The 17820-nt window shown below is 34.9% G+C and carries 14 protein-coding genes; 3 read left to right on the plus strand and 11 right to left on the minus strand.

Features of this window, described 5'->3' with window-relative positions; translation table 11 throughout:
* Nucleotides 1-43: 43 nt before the first annotated feature.
* The 8 genes from ES675_RS14760 to ES675_RS14795 form a co-directional block, all read right to left on the minus strand.
* On the minus strand, nucleotides 44-745 hold the full coding sequence (locus ES675_RS14760) for a sulfite exporter TauE/SafE family protein (protein ID WP_066252156.1): 702 nt from the start codon (nucleotides 743-745) through the stop codon (nucleotides 44-46).
* 1 nt (nucleotide 746) lies between these two features.
* Nucleotides 747-1193 (minus strand): FixH family protein, encoded by a 447-nt coding sequence (locus ES675_RS14765; protein WP_066252160.1) that lies wholly within the window; start codon nucleotides 1191-1193, stop codon nucleotides 747-749.
* 50 nt (nucleotides 1194-1243) lie between these two features.
* Nucleotides 1244-2668 (minus strand): cytochrome c oxidase accessory protein CcoG, encoded by a 1425-nt coding sequence (ccoG, locus tag ES675_RS14770; protein ID WP_066252163.1) that lies wholly within the window; start codon nucleotides 2666-2668, stop codon nucleotides 1244-1246.
* A gap of 81 nt (nucleotides 2669-2749) precedes the next feature.
* A complete protein-coding gene (locus tag ES675_RS14775) occupies nucleotides 2750-3637 on the minus strand; it encodes a cbb3-type cytochrome c oxidase N-terminal domain-containing protein (RefSeq protein ID WP_066252167.1) in 888 nt (295 codons plus the stop codon).
* Nucleotides 3634-3822 carry a cytochrome C oxidase subunit IV gene (locus ES675_RS16660; RefSeq protein ID WP_066252170.1) on the minus strand — a complete coding sequence of 63 codons (189 nt, stop codon included), beginning with the start codon at nucleotides 3820-3822 and terminating at the stop codon, nucleotides 3634-3636. The genes ES675_RS14775 and ES675_RS16660 overlap by 4 nt, the downstream gene beginning before the upstream one ends.
* A 16-nt stretch (nucleotides 3823-3838) precedes the next feature.
* Nucleotides 3839-6013 (minus strand): cytochrome-c oxidase, cbb3-type subunit I, encoded by a 2175-nt coding sequence (gene ccoN / locus ES675_RS14785; RefSeq protein ID WP_066252174.1) that lies wholly within the window; start codon nucleotides 6011-6013, stop codon nucleotides 3839-3841.
* Nucleotides 6014-6018: 5 nt separating this feature from the next.
* Nucleotides 6019-6207: a cbb3-type cytochrome oxidase assembly protein CcoS gene (gene ccoS, locus ES675_RS14790; RefSeq protein WP_066252177.1), complete on the minus strand. Its 189-nt coding sequence runs from the start codon at nucleotides 6205-6207 to the stop codon at nucleotides 6019-6021.
* A gap of 80 nt (nucleotides 6208-6287) precedes the next feature.
* Nucleotides 6288-8660, minus strand: coding sequence for a heavy metal translocating P-type ATPase (locus ES675_RS14795; RefSeq protein ID WP_066252180.1), 2373 nt, complete (start codon nucleotides 8658-8660; stop codon nucleotides 6288-6290).
* Between the two features lie 107 nt (nucleotides 8661-8767).
* Between ES675_RS14795 and ES675_RS14800 the strand changes: the two genes are divergently transcribed.
* Complete coding sequence (locus ES675_RS14800) at nucleotides 8768-9445, plus strand: Crp/Fnr family transcriptional regulator (protein ID WP_066252183.1); 678 nt, start codon at nucleotides 8768-8770, stop codon at nucleotides 9443-9445.
* Between the two features lie 58 nt (nucleotides 9446-9503).
* On the opposite strand, the gene ES675_RS14805 is transcribed toward ES675_RS14800, so the two are convergent.
* On the minus strand, nucleotides 9504-12743 hold the full coding sequence (locus ES675_RS14805; protein ID WP_066252186.1) for a VPS10 domain-containing protein: 3240 nt from the start codon (nucleotides 12741-12743) through the stop codon (nucleotides 9504-9506).
* A 97-nt stretch (nucleotides 12744-12840) separates the two neighbouring features.
* Here ES675_RS14805 and ES675_RS14810 point away from each other — a divergent pair, with 97 nt between their 5' ends.
* Both ES675_RS14810 and ES675_RS14815 read left to right on the plus strand, forming a co-directional pair.
* Nucleotides 12841-13968 (plus strand): vWA domain-containing protein, encoded by a 1128-nt coding sequence (locus ES675_RS14810; protein ID WP_066252189.1) that lies wholly within the window; start codon nucleotides 12841-12843, stop codon nucleotides 13966-13968.
* 64 nt (nucleotides 13969-14032) lie between these two features.
* Nucleotides 14033-15499, plus strand: coding sequence for a MoxR family ATPase (locus tag ES675_RS14815; protein WP_066252192.1), 1467 nt, complete (start codon nucleotides 14033-14035; stop codon nucleotides 15497-15499).
* A 31-nt stretch (nucleotides 15500-15530) separates the two neighbouring features.
* On the opposite strand, the gene ES675_RS14820 is transcribed toward ES675_RS14815, so the two are convergent.
* A complete protein-coding gene (locus ES675_RS14820; RefSeq protein WP_082985919.1) occupies nucleotides 15531-16085 on the minus strand; it encodes a PepSY-associated TM helix domain-containing protein in 555 nt (184 codons plus the stop codon).
* An 84-nt stretch (nucleotides 16086-16169) separates the two neighbouring features.
* Nucleotides 16170-17804: a M1 family metallopeptidase gene (locus ES675_RS14825; protein WP_066252197.1), complete on the minus strand. Its 1635-nt coding sequence runs from the start codon at nucleotides 17802-17804 to the stop codon at nucleotides 16170-16172.
* Between the last annotated feature and the right edge of the window lie 16 nt (nucleotides 17805-17820).

Below are 17820 nucleotides of genomic sequence, written 5' to 3' on the forward strand. Positions count from 1 at the left end.
AGTAAAATGAAGTAAAAGCTTTCAATGTTTATTGGAAGCTTTTTTAATGACAATCTATTTCACTTGAAACGTTTTCAATAATTGGAGCAGGCGAGAGGTAAGGTATTCCTAATCCTAAACCACGAAGAATAAATAATAAACCAATAATTACAACGAATATCGGAATGGCTTTTTGAATACGTTGCTTAATGGTTGCGTTTAAAAATTTTCCTAAATAAATAGCGGTTGTCATTAATGGAATAGTTCCAATACCAAATAAGGACATATAAAGTGCGCCTTGAAAGGCATTCGCGCTGGCTAAAGACCCGAAAACGGCCATATAAACCAAACCACATGGTAGAAAACCGTTAAGAAAACCAATAGTTAAAAACGTATCGGCAGTTTTCTTTTTGAGGGCAGCACCCAAACCGGATTTAATTTTTGAAATGACTTTATGAAGGGGTTTCGAAAAGTTGTATTTATTGAATGTTTTGTAAGGAATTAGAATGACAACAATCATTAAAACCCCTATGATAATAGAGAGTTGTTGTTGAAGGCCAAAAATATATAAGCTTTTGCCAATAAGGCCAAATACAAGTCCAATTAGACTATAAGCGAAAATGCGTCCAAAATGATATAAAGCAATTTGCGTAATTTTTCGCGTTGAATTACTGCGGTCTACAGGCAGCATAAAAGCTATAGGACCACACATACCAACGCAGTGAAAACTTCCTAGCAAGCCCAATATAAGTGCAGACCATAACATGCTAGTACCTTATTTCTTTCTTGAAGCGATATCCATTTCCATTATAATCCCATTCAATGATTAAGTTCCAACGTCCATCTAATAATTTATCTTCAGGTATAAGCATATTTTGATTTGATAAAGAAATAGGTGTTTCAAAATCAAATTTCTTATTCGATGGTCTATATAAAATTACTTTTCCTGATATTTCAGATACGTTTAATGAATCTGGGAAGGTTATAAGTATACCTTCTTCACTTTGAGTAACACGCACATTTTGGGCTAAATTATTACCCTTTTGTTCGCGCTCCATATTACCTTCTACCTTTAACTCTTGCTGGTAATAATCTTCAGTAACCAAATCGTGCTGATATTTGCTGTCAACACTCATTTTAATAACAAAAAACATGATAAAGGCTATAAACCCTATCAGTGCTAATACCATACCAGTTCCCCAATTTATTTTCATAATAGATTCCGTAAAAACGGTTGTTTTAATATTAATTGCAAGCTACACTATTAATTATAACTCCGTGGACCTAAAAAGTTCACGGTTTCAGTTTCAATAAGTTCATCGTTGCTATAAACTTCAATCATTAATCTGTTTTTGTCACCACTCAAATCTTTTTGGTCAATTTCAATAAATAATGTTCCTTGCGCTAAATCTTGAGGTGGCACATTAAAGGTTTCTGAATTAGATACCACTTTTATAACACCATCAAATTTTCTTAATTTAAAATGAATATTCTCAATTTCTTTGGTCGTTTTATTTACTAATTTGTAAGTAAATACATTACTTATAATAGTGCCTTCTTTATGTTCATAAAGTTGACCTGGTAACCGTAAAATATTTGCTTCTACATCATTACGAAGCAATAACATACCAGATAAAAGACCAACAAGAATTGTTAAGACCGCAATGTACCCTTTAATTCTAGGTGTCATTTTGAATTTCTCTTTCTTCTCGATTTCATCTTCGCTGGCATAGCGAATAAGACCCTTTGGAAGATTGATGCTTTCCATAATATGATCGCATTCATCAATACAAGCTGTGCAGTTAACGCATTCCAATTGTGTTCCGTTTCGAATGTCTATTCCAGTAGGGCAGACGTTAACGCACTGGAAACAGTCAATACAATCACCATGACCCAATGCTTCCCGATCTTCATTTTTGCGAAATTTTTTCCTGCCATTTTCAGCTTCACCACGTTTATGATCGTAGGCTACAACTATGGACTTATTATCTAACAATACACCTTGAAGTCGACCGTAAGGACAAGCAATAATACAAACTTGCTCTCTGAACCATGCAAAAACAAAATAGAAAACCGCTGTAAAGATTATCAATGGAAATAGTGTTCCTAGATGTTCCGTTGGACCATCTTTGATATGGCTAATGAGTTTATCACTTCCAATTAAATATGCTAAAAATACATTCGCAATTAAAAATGAAATTATTAAAAATATAAACCACTTAAGTAAGCGTTTTTTTATTTTTTCGGAATTCCATGGTTGATTATCTAGTTTGCGCTGCTTATTTCTATCGCCATCAATCCAATACTCAATACGTCTAAAAACCATTTCCATAAAAATGGTTTGCGGACAGATCCAACCACAAAAAATACGACCAAAACTAACTGTGAATAAAGCAATAAAAATCACGCCTATAAGCATGCAAATAACAAACAAGTAAAAATCTTGAGGCCAAAATGGAAGTCCGAAAATATTAAAACGACGCTCCAATACATTAAATAAAAGGAATTGATTCCCATTTATTTTTATAAATGGTGCTGCAAATAGAAAGGCTAATAAACCATAACTGACTATTTTACGCCATTCGTAATAGCGACCACTTGGTTTTTTTGGATAAACCCAGGCGCGTTTTCCTTGATCATCTAATGTGCCAATAGTATCTCTAAACGATTCGTTTTCTGGGCTTTCCACTGTTGTTTATTTTAGGTTATTGTTTTTATAGATAACAGAAATCACCAAACTATTTTAGTTCCATGATTTCTGTTAATTGTATTATTCTGCTGCATCGTCTTTCCAAATATCACCTTCAGCTTCTTTCGGGTTAGCTGCTGTTGTACCTTGAAATGTTAACACATAACTTGATACTTGTGCCATTTCAAGAGGAGATAAACTCTGCTTCCATGCAATCATTCCTTTTCCGGCTCGACCACCTTCTGCAACCGTTTTAAATACATTTTTAATACCGCCGCCTAAAATCCAGTGTTCATCAGTCAGGTTTGGTCCAATACCACCACCACCATCAGCCATGTGGCAGGCCACACAGTTAACTTCAAATAGGGCTTGTCCAGCGCTTAAATCGGCTGCACCTGTTAAGACTTCTACTGTATTAGCATCGACTAAATTTTTTGCGGTTCGTTTATATTCTTCAATATCAATAGCTGCTTGGGCATATTCAGAATTCAATTCATCGTACTGGTTTTCACCATCAAAAACATGATATCTCACTAAATAGACCGCTGCAAATACAATAGAAGCATAAAAACTATAAATCCACCAAGGCGGTAAGTTGTTATCCAACTCTCTAATGCCATCATAATTATGATCTAATATAATGTCATGTTCCTCTTCCATTGGTTTGGAATCTAGTGATTTGGTGTATAGTTTTTTAAACCATATAACAAATTTAGATGTACTTTCTTTTTTAGCATTATATCGTGCTTTTGCCGCTTCGTCTAAACTCTGGTATAAAATATTACCCATTGAGCTCACAATAGCTTCAATCCCTATTAATAATATTAATACAAATATTAAAAATAGCATAACTAGTGGTTGTTCAATAAAGGCTGGTTGGCTACCAGATTCTATAAAGAATTCTGCTAGTCCAGCAATTAAGAAAAATATAATAGGTATCCTTATCCAAGCTGGAATTGATTGTCTCATAGTTCTTCGTGGTTTTGGTTGTTATCTAATGGTATATTGCTGACAGTTTCTATGTAATCTTTTTTTGCGGTTACAACCCACCAAAATAATACTACAAAGAAGATGAAAAATATGAGTAAAGAGATAATCGGGTAAATCTCGATTCCCTCCATACTGTCCATGTGATTTTTTACAAACTTTAACATCGTTTATTTTATTAGATTATTCTTCTAAATCAGTTACATTAATATCTGTTCCTAATCGTTGCATGTATGCAATTACGGCTACAATTTCACGATTACGCATTTCAACAAAATCTTCGCCACCTGCAGCTTTTTCAGCCTCATACGTGGCTGCGAAATCAGGATCAGCATATAAATTCTGTTCAATTTTTGTTCCTTGCTCCAACATGTTTTGTTGTGCGTTGGCAATGTCCTCTTCTGTATATGGTACACCTAAAGTAACCATGGCTTCCATTTTAGTTTCTGTAATGGACTTGTCTAATTTATTGGTAATAAACCATTTGTATGATGGCATAATAGAACCGGAAGAGGTGCTTTGCGGATCATAGAAGTGATTAAAATGCCAATTGTCTGAATATTTTCCACCTATGCGATGTAAATCTGGACCTGTACGCTTACTTCCCCATAGGAATGGGTGGTCATAAACAAACTCTCCAGCTTTGGAGTAGTCACCATAGCGTTCTACTTCACTTCTAAATGGTCTTACCATTTGAGAGTGACAACCTACACAACCTTCACGGATGTATATATCACGACCTTCTAATTCCAAAGGAGTATATGGTTTCACGCTACTAATTGTAGGTATATTGGATTTAACCATAATGGTAGGTACTATTTGGACAATACCACCAATTAATATAGCAATGGTTGCATAAATTGTTAATCTAACTGGTTTTCTTTCTAACCAAGAGTGCCATCCTTCGCCACCCACACGGCTTTTAGAAACATTTTGCAAAGCCGGAGCTTCAGCTAATTCATCCGTAACTTTACTACCATTTTTAGCAGTAATAATAACGTTATAGACTAATACTAACATACCTGTTAGGTAAAGTGTACCTCCAATGGCACGCATCCAATACATAGGCATTATTTCAGTAACGGTTTCTAAAAAGTTACCATAAACTAAAGTCCCATCTGGGTTAAATTGCTTCCACATACTTGCTTGTGTAAATCCAGCAACATATAATGGTAAGGCATACATAATGATACCTAAAGTACCAATCCAGAAATGGAAATTAGCTAAACCAATGGAGTGTAATTTTGTTTTAAATAAGCGAGGTATTAACCAATAAATCATACCGAAAGCCAAGAATCCGTTCCAAGCTAATGCGCCTACGTGAACGTGCGCAATAATCCAGTCGGTAAAATGGCCAATGGCGTTTACATTTTTTAAAGACAGCATGGGGCCTTCAAAAGTTGCCATACCGTAACCCGTAATAGCCACTACCATAAATTTTAAAACAGGATCTGTACGTACTTTATCCCAAGCACCACGGAGCGTTAATAGTCCGTTAATCATACCACCCCAAGATGGCATTAATAACATAACAGAAAACGCCACACCTAAATTTTGTGCCCATTCTGGAAGTGCTGTGTATAATAAGTGGTGGGGTCCAGCCCAGATATATATAAAAATTAATGACCAGAAGTGAATAATGGACAAACGATAAGAATATACAGGTCTGTTAGCCGCTTTAGGAACAAAATAATACATTAAACCTAAAAATGGTGTTGTCAAGAAAAATGCTACAGCATTATGTCCATACCACCATTGCACCAATGCATCCTGAACACCTGCGTATACAGAATAACTTTTAAAAGCACTAACAGGCACTTCTAAACTGTTAAAAATATGAAGTACGGCAACTGTTACAAACGTCGCTATATAAAACCAAATAGCAACATATAAATGTCGTTGTCTACGCTTAATCATAGTTCCAATTAAATTGGCACCAAACACAACCCAAACTACAGCAATGGCAATATCAAAGGGCCATTCAAGCTCGGCATATTCTTTAGATGTTGAAAAGCCTAATGGTAATGTTATGGCCGCACCAACAATAATAAGTTGCCAACCCCAAAAGTTAATTTTACTTAAAACATCGCTATACATTCTCGCTTTTAAAAGTCGTTGTGTTGAGTAGTAAACACCGGCAAAAATGGCATTACCAACAAAAGCGAAAATTACTGCATTGGTGTGTAACGGTCTTAATCTACCAAAACTTAACCACGAAATTCCATCGGTTAAGTTGGGAAATAAAAACATAAATGCTAAAAGTAAGCCTACAAGCATACCTACAACTCCCCAAAACATGGTGGCATAGAGGAAATTTTTAACGACCTTGTTGTCGTAATAGAATTGTTGTACTTCCATAATTTTTAATTAGTCTTTTTGGTTTTAATAGTTTGTTTTTGGTTTTCTTTTACGAGTTCATCTTCAAATAGCATTCTGACAGATGGTGTATAATCATCATCAAATTGACCGCTTCTTACTGCCAAAACAAAAGCAATAAAAAAGCCAATGGCCACTACGATGCTGATACTCAATAATATGTATATAACACTCATACCTGATAGAAGTTATGGTTCAAAAATACTGTCTTAATATACTCAAAAATATGATAAAAATCATATTTGTTTATTTTTAATCATTCTAATTTCCTACCAATAACATTGGTTGCAACCGTAGTAAAAACCACAATACTTATAGAACTTAATGGCATTAAAATAGCGGCAATAACAGGCTCTAATTGTCCAGTAACCGCAAAGTACAACCCTATTATATTATATACAAATGAGAGGGCAAAACTCCACTTAATAATTTTTATAGCTTGTTTGGATGCTTTTATATATTGGTATAATTGATTGAATTTGGATGCGTCTAAAATGGCGTCACAAGCAGGCGAAAAGACATTCACATTCTCTGAAATAGCTATGCCAACTTCGCTTTGTGCCAATGCACCAGCATCATTTAACCCGTCGCCAATCATGAGCACTTTAGCGCCTTCAGACTGATGATATTTAATATAATCCAATTTATCGTCTGGTTTTTGATTAAATATTAATTTAGTTTTTGCTGGTAATAATTTTTTTAAGTTTTCCAATTCACCGGCATTATCCCCCGAAAGGATAACTAAATCATACTCATGTTTTAAGCTATTAAACAATTTGGATAATCCTTTTCTATAACTATTATAAAAGGTGTATTTTCCTTTGTATTGGTTGTTACTGTTAATATGAACTGTGGTATTCAGTATGGATTTATCTTGTTTGAAGCCAACAAAACTGGCGGAACCAATTTTCATCGTATCATTTTGATGAGTACTTTCAATACCTTGACCTAAATGTTCTTCAAAATGGTTTAATGTTATGATATCATGCTCATCTAAAATATCATAAAGTGTACGGCTCAAAGGGTGGTTTGAACCTCGCAAGGTATTCTTTAAAAGGATTTCCTCTGACGTGGATAATGCATCACCATCATAGGTGGCGGAACTTTGCTTATTGGAAGTAATAGTTCCTGTTTTATCGAAAATAATGGTATTTATAGCTGCTAATTGTTCAATAACAGATGCGTTTTTGAGGTAGAATTTCAACTTGCCAAAAATCCGTAATAAATTTCCTAACGTAAAAGGCGCGGAAAGGGCAATAGCACATGGACAAGCAATAATTAAAACAGCTGTAAAGACATTCATGGCTTTGGATGAATCTACAAGTAACCAATAGGTGGTTGCTATAAATGCAATACTTAAAACTGCAATTGTAAAACGCTTACTAATAGTATTAGTTAAGTTTGTAAAGCTGTCTTGTTTATTTTTATTAAAAACATCATTACTCCATAACTGTGTTAAATAACTTTGCTCCACAGATTTTAAAGCTTCCATTTCAATAACACCAGTGGTTTGTTTCCCTCCAGCGAAAAGTTTATCGCCAGAATTTTTAGTTATGGCATCAGACTCTCCTGTAACAAAACTATAATCAATTTTTGCTTTGCCATTTATTAAAATGCCATCAACCGGAATTAATTCTTGATTTCTAATAAGAAGGCGATCTCCTTTCTCAATATCATAAACTTGAATTGGTGTTTCTATACCATCCAAAATTTTTGTAATTGCAATAGGAAAATAGGATTTGTAATCTCTTTCAAAAGAAAGAAATGAATAAGTTTTTTGTTGAAAAAACCGGCCTAGCAACAGGAAAAATACTAACCCCGTTAAACTGTCAAAAAATCCAGAACCGATATCTAATATAATTTCAACAGTACTTCTTATGAATAATACAGCCAGACCTAGTGCTATGGGAACATCAATATTTAAAAGTCCAGAGCGCAGTCCTTTATAAGCTGATGTAAAATAATCGCGCCCAGCATAAAAAACAACAGGTAATGAAAACGCAAACATGAGCCATCTAAAAACGTGTTTATATTGCTCTAGCCAAAATTCGCCCACTTCAAAATACTCTGGAAATGATAAAAACATAACGTTTCCAAAAGAAAACCCCGCAATACCGAGCTTGTAAATTAGCGAACGATTAATATTTTCCTTACCCGTTTTGAAATCATTTAAGGAAATATAGGGTTCGTACCCAATAGCACTTAAAAGCAAAACCACCTCTTTTAAAGAAAAATTTTCGGTATTATATGTTATACGAACATTCTTTTTGCCAAAATTAACTTGAGAAGCTGTAATGTTATTATTGAGTTTGTTTAGGTTTTCTAATATCCAAATACACGAACTACAATGTATATGCGGAATATACAAGGTGACAATTTGAATACGTCCATCATTAAATTCCGTGAGTTTTTCAATAATGTTTTCTTTTGAGAGAAAATCATATTTACCCTGAATCTCTTTAGGTGCAGAGCCTGGTGATGCTTGTAAGTCGTAATAACAAGTTAAATCGTTTTCTGAAAAGATTTCATAAACCGTTTTACAACCATTACAACAAAATAATTTTTCGTCGTAAGTAATTTGTTCTGAATTGCATATATCACCACAGTGGAAACATTTGTGTTGTTCCATAAAATTTGCCCATTTATACCTTTTGCAAAGGTAAAATATAAGCATTGATTTAATATGATTTTTGTCATGTATTGTGTATTTTTGATGTTAACTTATTTTAGGCTGATATGAGTAAATGTGAATCCTGTATTGCAAAACAATTGAATTCTTTAAATGCTTTAACTAGCGAAGAATTGCGAAAGGTATCAGCTTGTAAAACAACACGTTTTTATAAAAAAGGTGATATTATTTTTGATGAAGGCGAATCGCTTCATGGCGTTTATTGTGTTCGTAGTGGTGTTTGTAAACTAACCAAATTAAGTGCAAATGGTAAAGATCATACCGTTAAATTACTTGGGAAAGGTGAACTTTTAGGGCAACGCTCTATTATTAGTGATGAGCGGACCAATTTAAGTGCTGTGGCTTTAAATGATATTGAATTATGTTTTGTGCCGAAAGATCAAATTATTACGCCTTTACACGAAAATCAAAATTTTTCATTTGATGTATTACAGAATTTAGCTAAAGATTTACGAAGCGCGGAAGACGACCTAATTAATATGGCTCAAAAATCCGTTAAGCAACGTATGGCGGAAACACTAATTTATATTCAACGTGTTTTTGGTGTTGATTCGTCTGGAGCATTAAATGTTATATTATCACGTGAAGATTATGCTAGTATTGTAGGTACAGCAACAGAATCTGCCATCCGAATTTTATCACAGTTTAAAAAGGAAAAATTGATTGCTACATCTGGTAAACACATAACGATTACAGATATTGAAGGACTCAAACGTGTGGATTAAAAAAAATGCTTCAATCGTTTTAGATTAAAGCATTTTTACCATTGTTATATTGATTTTCTTAAAACATTTTAACGGGTTTAAAAGGATTGAGTTGTAGTTTTTCCATTTCAGATTGATAGGTTTTCCAAGATTCTTTATAGAAAGCATTTGTTTTATTAATAGCTTCGTTAAGCGCATCTTCCGCGTGTTTTATCAAGGTGTCTTCAGTAGTTGTTATACCATTTTTACGAGACCTAGAATACCAACCTGCTGTTCCTAATCTACTACTTACGGGAATATCATCTGAATTCGTAATGCCTTGACGCTTATCTGGTTTTCCTAAATATAGGTTGATGAGCGCATCTGCCTGTTCAGAAATGTCTTTAGATTCTTTTATGGCATCCTTGTATTTTTCTTTATCTAATTTCTTTAAATCTGACGCATATTTATCGGCAGTATTCTTGCTTTCAACAAGCTGTTTTACAGCATTTGCCATTTTCTCTTGTAGCACTTCTAAACGTTTGGCTGTATTATAAATGGCCTCTATATTAGCTTGTGTTACATTTAATCGCGGATCTGATTTAACTTCAATATTTTTTTCAGACATTTCAGTTCCATAAGTCATGACCACACGGTATGTTCCTGGCTTAACCGAAACACCACCAGATTCGCTTGTTCGTTTTCTAATGGATCGGGATGCACGCGGAACACCAGCTTCATCCATATACCATGTCCATTTATGAACTCCTGTTTCTTTAGGTGTTTTACGTTTTAAAGTTCTAATAAGTCGATTGCCATCATAAAACTGTAAGGTGATGGAGTCCTTGGTGGCAATAGATTTCTCTACGACTTCTGAAGAATCTTCGTCTTCAAGTGTATCTTCTGTCTGATCTTCTGCTTCAGATGATTCTTTTAGTTTTTGTTCTTTTTGTTCTTTCCTTTTAGTTGAATCTACTTTTACGAAATAGGAGAGTTCAGCACCATAACTACGATTTTCACCATGATACGTAGCATCTGCTCCAAAACGACTTCCGGTTGGTTGTTGGTAAGTGGCTTGATAGGCAATTGGTGGACTAAACAACTCTAAATTCGCGTTGAGCATTTGTTTGTTTTTCGCCATGGCTCGTAACGGTCTAATATCATCTAAAACCCATGCTGCACGACCAAAAGTACCAATTACTAAATCGTGTTCTCTTGGGTGAATTACTAAATCCTTAACCGAAACGGTGGGGAAACCTTCGGTCCATTTTGTCCATTTGTTTCCAGCGTCTATAGATATATATAAACCATCATCTGTTCCTAAAAATAGTAAATTGGGTTCTTCTAAATCTTCAATAATTGACAGTGTGTAGCTTTCTACATCGTCTGCATTAACAATACGCGTCCAAGTTTTTCCGTAATTAGTAGTTCTATAGGCATAAGGCTCATAGTTAAAACGTCTGTAATCATTTGCAATCAGTAACGCTTCACCTTTATTTTTATTCGATGCTTTAATCTGTGGAATCCAGCTACCAGCTGGTAACCCTTTGATGTTTTTAGATACGTCAGACCAGGTTTCGCCACCATTTCTGGTAATATGTACGCGTCCATCATCGGTGCTTACCCAAAGCATATTGTTTTCAATAGGTGAGGGCTCAATGACCAAAATGGTGCAATGATTTTCAGCACCTGTTGCATCCATGGTTAAACCACCACTTTCATTTTGTTTGAGTTTTTCAGGATCGTTGGTTGTTAAATCGTCTGAAATAATAGTCCAAGTTTCGCCTTTGTCAGTTGATTTATGGACAAATTGACTCCCAAAATAAATGGTGCTATTATTAAAGGGATCTATGTTAATTGCTGAATTCCAATTGAAACGTAATTTTACATTCGGATCTGGATGGATGGGTTTTACCGTGTAATTACTTCCAGTTTCCCAATCATACCGACTTACGGAACCTTCTTGACTCATAGTCCAACCGTAACGAGAATCGTCTTTGTCTGGCACTACATCAAAACCATCACCAAAACTAATTTCTTGCCAATAACTATTTCTGATACCTTGTGCACGCCAAACATAAGCAGGTCCACGCCAAGAACCATTGTCTTGCATACCTCCATATACGTTATACGGAAAATCATTATCGACATTTATATGATAAAATTGAGCAACTGGAAGATTTCCTATAAAACGCCAAGTGTCACCACCATCATGTGTGATATTCAAACCACCGTCGTTACCATCAATCATAAAACTACCATCTTCTGGGTGCACCCACCAGGCGTGATGATCAGGATGAATTCCATTATCTACACCATAAGCAGGCATAAGTCTCTGAAAACTTTTTCCACCATCCTGACTGACATTTACATAGGTAAATACCGAATACACGCGATTTTCATTCTGCGGATCCACATATATTTCAGAATAATAGAATGGTCTATCGCCAATATCATTTTTGTCATTAATTTTGCGCCATGTAAAGCCACCATCTTCACTTTTGTAAAGTGCATTTTTTTTGGCCTCAACCAAAGCATAAATAACATCTGGTTTACTTGGCGCAATGGCAACACCAATCCTTCCTAAATTCCCGGAAGGAAAACCATCATCTTCGGTTATTTTTTTCCATGTATCACCACCATCAAAGGTAATGTGCATGCCCGAACCTTCACCTCCTGAATTAAAAAACCAAGGATCGCGTTTGTGTTCCCACATGGCAGCAATTAATTTGTTAGGATTGGTTGGATCCATAATTAAATCGGCAGCACCAGTTTTATTATTGGCAAAGAGAATATTTTTCCATGTTTTTCCACCATCCGTTGTTTTATAAACACCACGTTCTGGATGTTCTCCCCAAGGTGAGCCGATGGCAGCAGCATAAACCACATTCGGATTTGTTGGGTCAATAACCACACGATGAATATGTCGTGTTTTCTCTAAGCCCATAGCTTGCCAGTTTTTGCCACCATCCAAAGATTTATAAATTCCGTAACCACCATTTAAACTGTTTCTAGGATTCCCTTCACCAGTACCAACCCAAATAACACTCGGGTTTGATTGTTGAATAGCAACTGCACCAATAGATGCTGTAAGCTCATGATCGAAAATAGGATCCCACTTTATGCCACCTGAAGTCGATTTCCATAAACCACCTGAAGCAGTACCAACAAACATTACGTCTGGATTGGAATGTACAACATCAATAGCCGTTACACGACCAGACATACCTCCAGGACCAATATTTCTGGGTTTCATGTTTTTTACTAAATCGAGGTTGAAATCTTGCGAAAACCCTGAAATTGATATAAATAGGAATAATATAAGAAAACGTTTTTTCATAAGTGGTAGTTTAGTTTGCCTTAAAGTTAAGCAAGAAAACTTAAATAGATGTTAAGGCCTTAATTTTTGAGTGAAAATTGTCGTATTTTTATGATGCATGAAAAAAGAAGATAAACACAGAAAAGGCTTCGTATTTAAACAATATGAGTCGCCTTCACAAAGCCCGTTTGAAAAACTTTTTGATGTTTTCAAAGAGCTGATTACCCATACATCGGGTGATTTTGATGAAGCAATAGATTGGTTAAAACAATTGGATGACGAATACAAGTTAACAACTCCCGATTACACAATTGAAGACTTTATTGAAGATCTAAAAGCGAAAGGCTACATTCGTGAGGAAATTCGTCCGGATGGTAAAAAAGGGACAGCCATTACTGCAAAAACGGAACGTGCTATTAGACAATCTGCGTTAGCCCAAATTTTTGGAAATTTAAAAAAGAGTGGAAGCGGTAATCATAAAAGTAAAGGTCTTGGAATAGGTGATGAGCATACAGGGGATTTTAGAAATTACCAGTTTGGTGATGGCTTGGATAAAGTGAATATTACGGAAAGTCTTCGGAATGCCCAAATTAATAATGGGATAGGAAATTTTAATTTAACCGAAGATGATTTAGTGGTTGAAGAAACCACACATAAATCGCAAATGAGTACTATTTTAATGATAGACATTAGCCATAGTATGATTCTGTATGGTGAGGATCGGATTACGCCAGCCAAAAAAGTTGCCATGGCATTGGCAGAATTAATTACCACACGCTATCCAAAAGATACACTTGATATTTTGGTTTTTGGAAACGATGCGTGGCCAATAAAAATTAAAGATTTGCCGTATTTAAATGTGGGGCCTTATCATACCAATACAGTTGCAGGATTACAATTGGCTATGGATTTGTTGAGACGAAAACGAAATACGAACAAGCAAATATTTATGATTACAGACGGCAAGCCGAGTTGCTTAAAGTTACCAGATGGCACTTATTATAAAGATAGTAATGGTTTAAATCCGCACATTACTAATAAATGTTATGCTATGGCGCAACAAGCCAGAAAATTACATATTCCCATTACAACATTTATGATTGCTCAAGATCCCTATTTAATGCAGTTTGTTGAAGAATTTACAAAAGCAAATCAAGGCAAAGCATTTTACACAGGCCTAAAAGGTTTAGGCGAAATGATTTTTGAGGATTATGAAACGAATAGAAAGAAACGGATTAAGGGGTAAATAAAAGTTAAGAGTTACAAGTTAATAGTTGTGAGTTTTTCTCACTGTTATGAAAAAATGATATATGAAAATAAAAAGTATTAAAACATTAGTACAACTAAAAGAATCAGGTTACCAATCGCGATCCATAAAAGATGAATTGCGCGATAACTTAATTGAAAAAATTAAAAATAAAGAACCCATTTTTGAAGGAATCTACGGCTATGAAAATACCGTTATTCCAGAATTACAACGTGCTATTTTATCACGACACAATATTAATTTATTAGGACTTCGTGGACAAGCAAAAACCCGTTTAGCGCGTTTAATGCTCACCTTGTTAGATGAATATATTCCCGTTGTTGAAGGTTCTGAAATAAATGATGATCCGTTGAATCCAATTTCCCGATACGCCAAAGAATTAATTAATGAAAAAGGTGATAACACCCCAATTTCTTGGATGCATAGAAGTGAGCGTTTTGCCGAAAAATTAGCCACACCTGATGTTACAGTAGCCGATATTATTGGTGATGTAGATCCTATAAAAGCAGCCAATTTAAAGTTGAGTTATGCTGATGATCGTGTCATTCATTATGGCATGATTCCACGTGCAAATCGTTGTATTTTTGTTATTAATGAGTTGCCAGATCTACAAGCTAGAATCCAAGTAGCCTTATTTAATATTTTACAAGAAGGCGATATTCAAATTCGTGGATTTAAATTACGATTGCCTTTAGATATGCAGTTTGTTTTTACAGCAAACCCAGAAGATTACACCAATCGTGGTAACATTATTACACCATTAAAAGATAGAATTGGTTCTCAAATTTTGACGCATTATCCAGATGATATTGAAACGGCTAAACTGATTACACAGCAAGAAGCCAAATCCGATATACGCCAAAAGGAAAATATTCATGTACCAGAATTAGCCAAAGATTTATTAGAACAGATAGTTTTTGAAGCCCGTGAAAGCGATTTCATTGATGAAAAAAGTGGTGTTAGTGCTAGATTGAGTATTACAGCTTTTGAGAATTTATTAAGTACAGCAGAATTACGTGCGCTAAAAGCAGGCGATGCTAAAACAACGGTTCGTTTGTCTGATTTTCTTGGCATTATTCCAGCCATTACAGGAAAAGTAGAATTGGTTTATGAAGGAGAACAAGAAGGCGCAGCTCAAGTGGCATACAATTTAATAGGTGAAGCGGTTAAAAGTTTATTTCCCGAGTTTTTTCCGAAGATAGAAAAACTCCGAAAACAAAATGATGAGAGTCCGTATGATCCTATTGTATCTTGGTTTTTTAATAACACAGATGAATTTGAATTGTTAGACGATTTACGTGATAAGGCGTATAAATTGTTATTAGAATCGGTATCGCCTTTAGATGATTTATTAGGTGAACACCAACCAAAACTTTCCAAAAAGGAAAGTTATTTCGTGAAAGAATTTGTGCTTTGGGCTTTAGTGGAACATAAATTATTGAGTAAATACCGCTTTACAGAAGGGCTACAGTTTAAAGATCCCTATGGTAGTTTTATCAGTGATTTATAAAAATAGGTATTAATTAAAAATGAAAAAGCGGTCAATTTGATCGCTTTTTCATTTTAATCTGTTTCGGTTTTAACCACAACCAAAATCCCGTAAAAGCTAATAAAATCAAGCCTAGTGAGCTAATAGTGGAATAAAATAATTTTATAGGTTTTGACTGATTTCCAAAAAGATAATCCAGGATGGAGCCATCATGAATCATTTCAATAATATCAGCAGTTCGGGTTTTGTCCGATAGAATAGCACCCGAATAACAGTCAATTTGAATTTCGGTGAAATGGGTTTCAAAGCGTATTTTGGCAATGCCTTTAGAGGGTCTGTAATCAATCCGGTTTATTTCAGAAGGTAAGTTCTGCAGGTTTACATAATTGATGGCAATGGCTTGAATACTATCCAAACTAATCAGCTCCAACTGTTGACTTATTGCTTTTTGAGACTTTGGTTTTAGCTGTAATTCATCCTTCCATGTAAGGAGTAGTCCTGTAGCTCCCAAAATAAACATAAATACAACCAATGGCATAGCAATAAAGCGATGCATTTTACGATACCATCGTGATTGTTTAGCTAATTTTTTACGTTTTTCCTTCAAGTTAAGTAGTTATGGGACATGCGAAAATAAGTAATTGTTTGGTTTTTTCTCTTAAAGCTATGTTAACGCAAATTCAACAAAATTCTATAATTTAGAAACTTGAATGTAAAAATCGCTATCAACTGTCAGTTTTTCATCTGAAATAGTAGTTTTTTTCCATTCCGTTGTTGGATAAAGCCACTGTTCTTTGTTATTAAAAGTTACTTGGGTTGGCATATCAAAATCAGCAACAACATGGTTCCAACGGTATTTTAAACTACCATTGCTAATACTATATTCCAAGTTAGGAATATGTGACTGACGTAAATATTGATTAAAAAATGCGGTTAAATCAATTCCAGATTTTTCACTAATATAATCCTCAATCTGTTTGGTTGTGACTGTTTGATGGTAAAACGTTTTGTTCAATCCACGTAAAATATTACGCCATTTTTCGTCATCGGCAACTAATTGTCGTAAGGTGTGCAACATATTGGCTCCTTTGTAATACATATCACCAGAGCCTTCTTTATTTACATTGTAAGTTCCAATTAAAGGTGTATCATTTTGAATACGTTTTCGGGTGCCAATCACATAATCGGCAGATGCTTCTTTGCCATAAAAATAATCGACAAATAAATTTTCAGAATAGGCTGTAAACCCCTCGTGAATCCACATATCGGCAATATCTTTATTCGTGATATTATTGGCGAACCATTCGTGTCCAGCCTCATGAATAATGATGAAATCGAATTTTAAGCCCCAACCGGATTCCGATAAATCGTTTCCTAAATAACCCATTTTATATTGATTCCCATAGGTTACAGAACTTTGGTGCTCCATGCCTAAATACGGAACTTCCACTAATTTAAAACCATCCTCATAAAATGGATATGGTCCAAACCAATGCTCAAAGGCTTCCATCATGCGAGGCGCATCTTTAAAATGTGTTTTTGCTTTTTCTAAATTATCACGGAGTACATAATAATCCATATCCAAAGGCCCATTTTCACCTGAATAAACTTCAGAAAAATGTACATAATCACCAATATTTACATTCACACCATAATTATTAATTGGGTTTTTTACAGCCCAATTATATGTCGTGGTTTCTTTATTTTGAACAATACTTTGTAAACGACCGTTAGAAACATTCATTAATCCTTTTGGCACTGTTATGCTAATATCCATGCTATCCACCTCGTCATACATATGGTCTTTGTTCGGCCACCAAATACTAGCGCCTAGACCTTGACAAGATGTGGCCACAAAATGATTGCCGTTAGTATCTTTTTTCCAGGAAAAACCACCATCCCAAGGTGCACGAATGGCTTCTTTTGGATGGCCTTCGTAGTGTATTTCAATAGCATTGTTGGAGCCAAGAATTTGTTTATCAATCAATCCGATAAAATAGGCATTGCCATCACGCGATGCTTTCAATTCTTTACCATTTTGTGTGACCTTGGTTATATATAAAGGTTCTTGTAAATCGATTTGAATAATGGCATACGGTTTTAAAACGGTGTATTTAACCGTGTTTTTTCCCTTAATAAATTTGGTGTCTGGATCTACAGAAATATCTAAATGATAATAGGTTAAATCCCACCATTCGCGTTCTGGTGTTATGGAACCACGAAGCGTGTCTTGATGTGTAAAGGTGTTTTTTTCTTGAAGTAAACCTTGACTAAATATCGTAAATGGTAGTAGAAAAAAAACTATTAGGAGTCTGTATATTTTCATGATAAAATTTTTACTA

The organism is Algorimicrobium algoritergicola (genome assembly GCF_008086165.1).
Lineage (GTDB): Bacteria > Bacteroidota > Bacteroidia > Flavobacteriales > Flavobacteriaceae > Algorimicrobium > Algorimicrobium algoritergicola.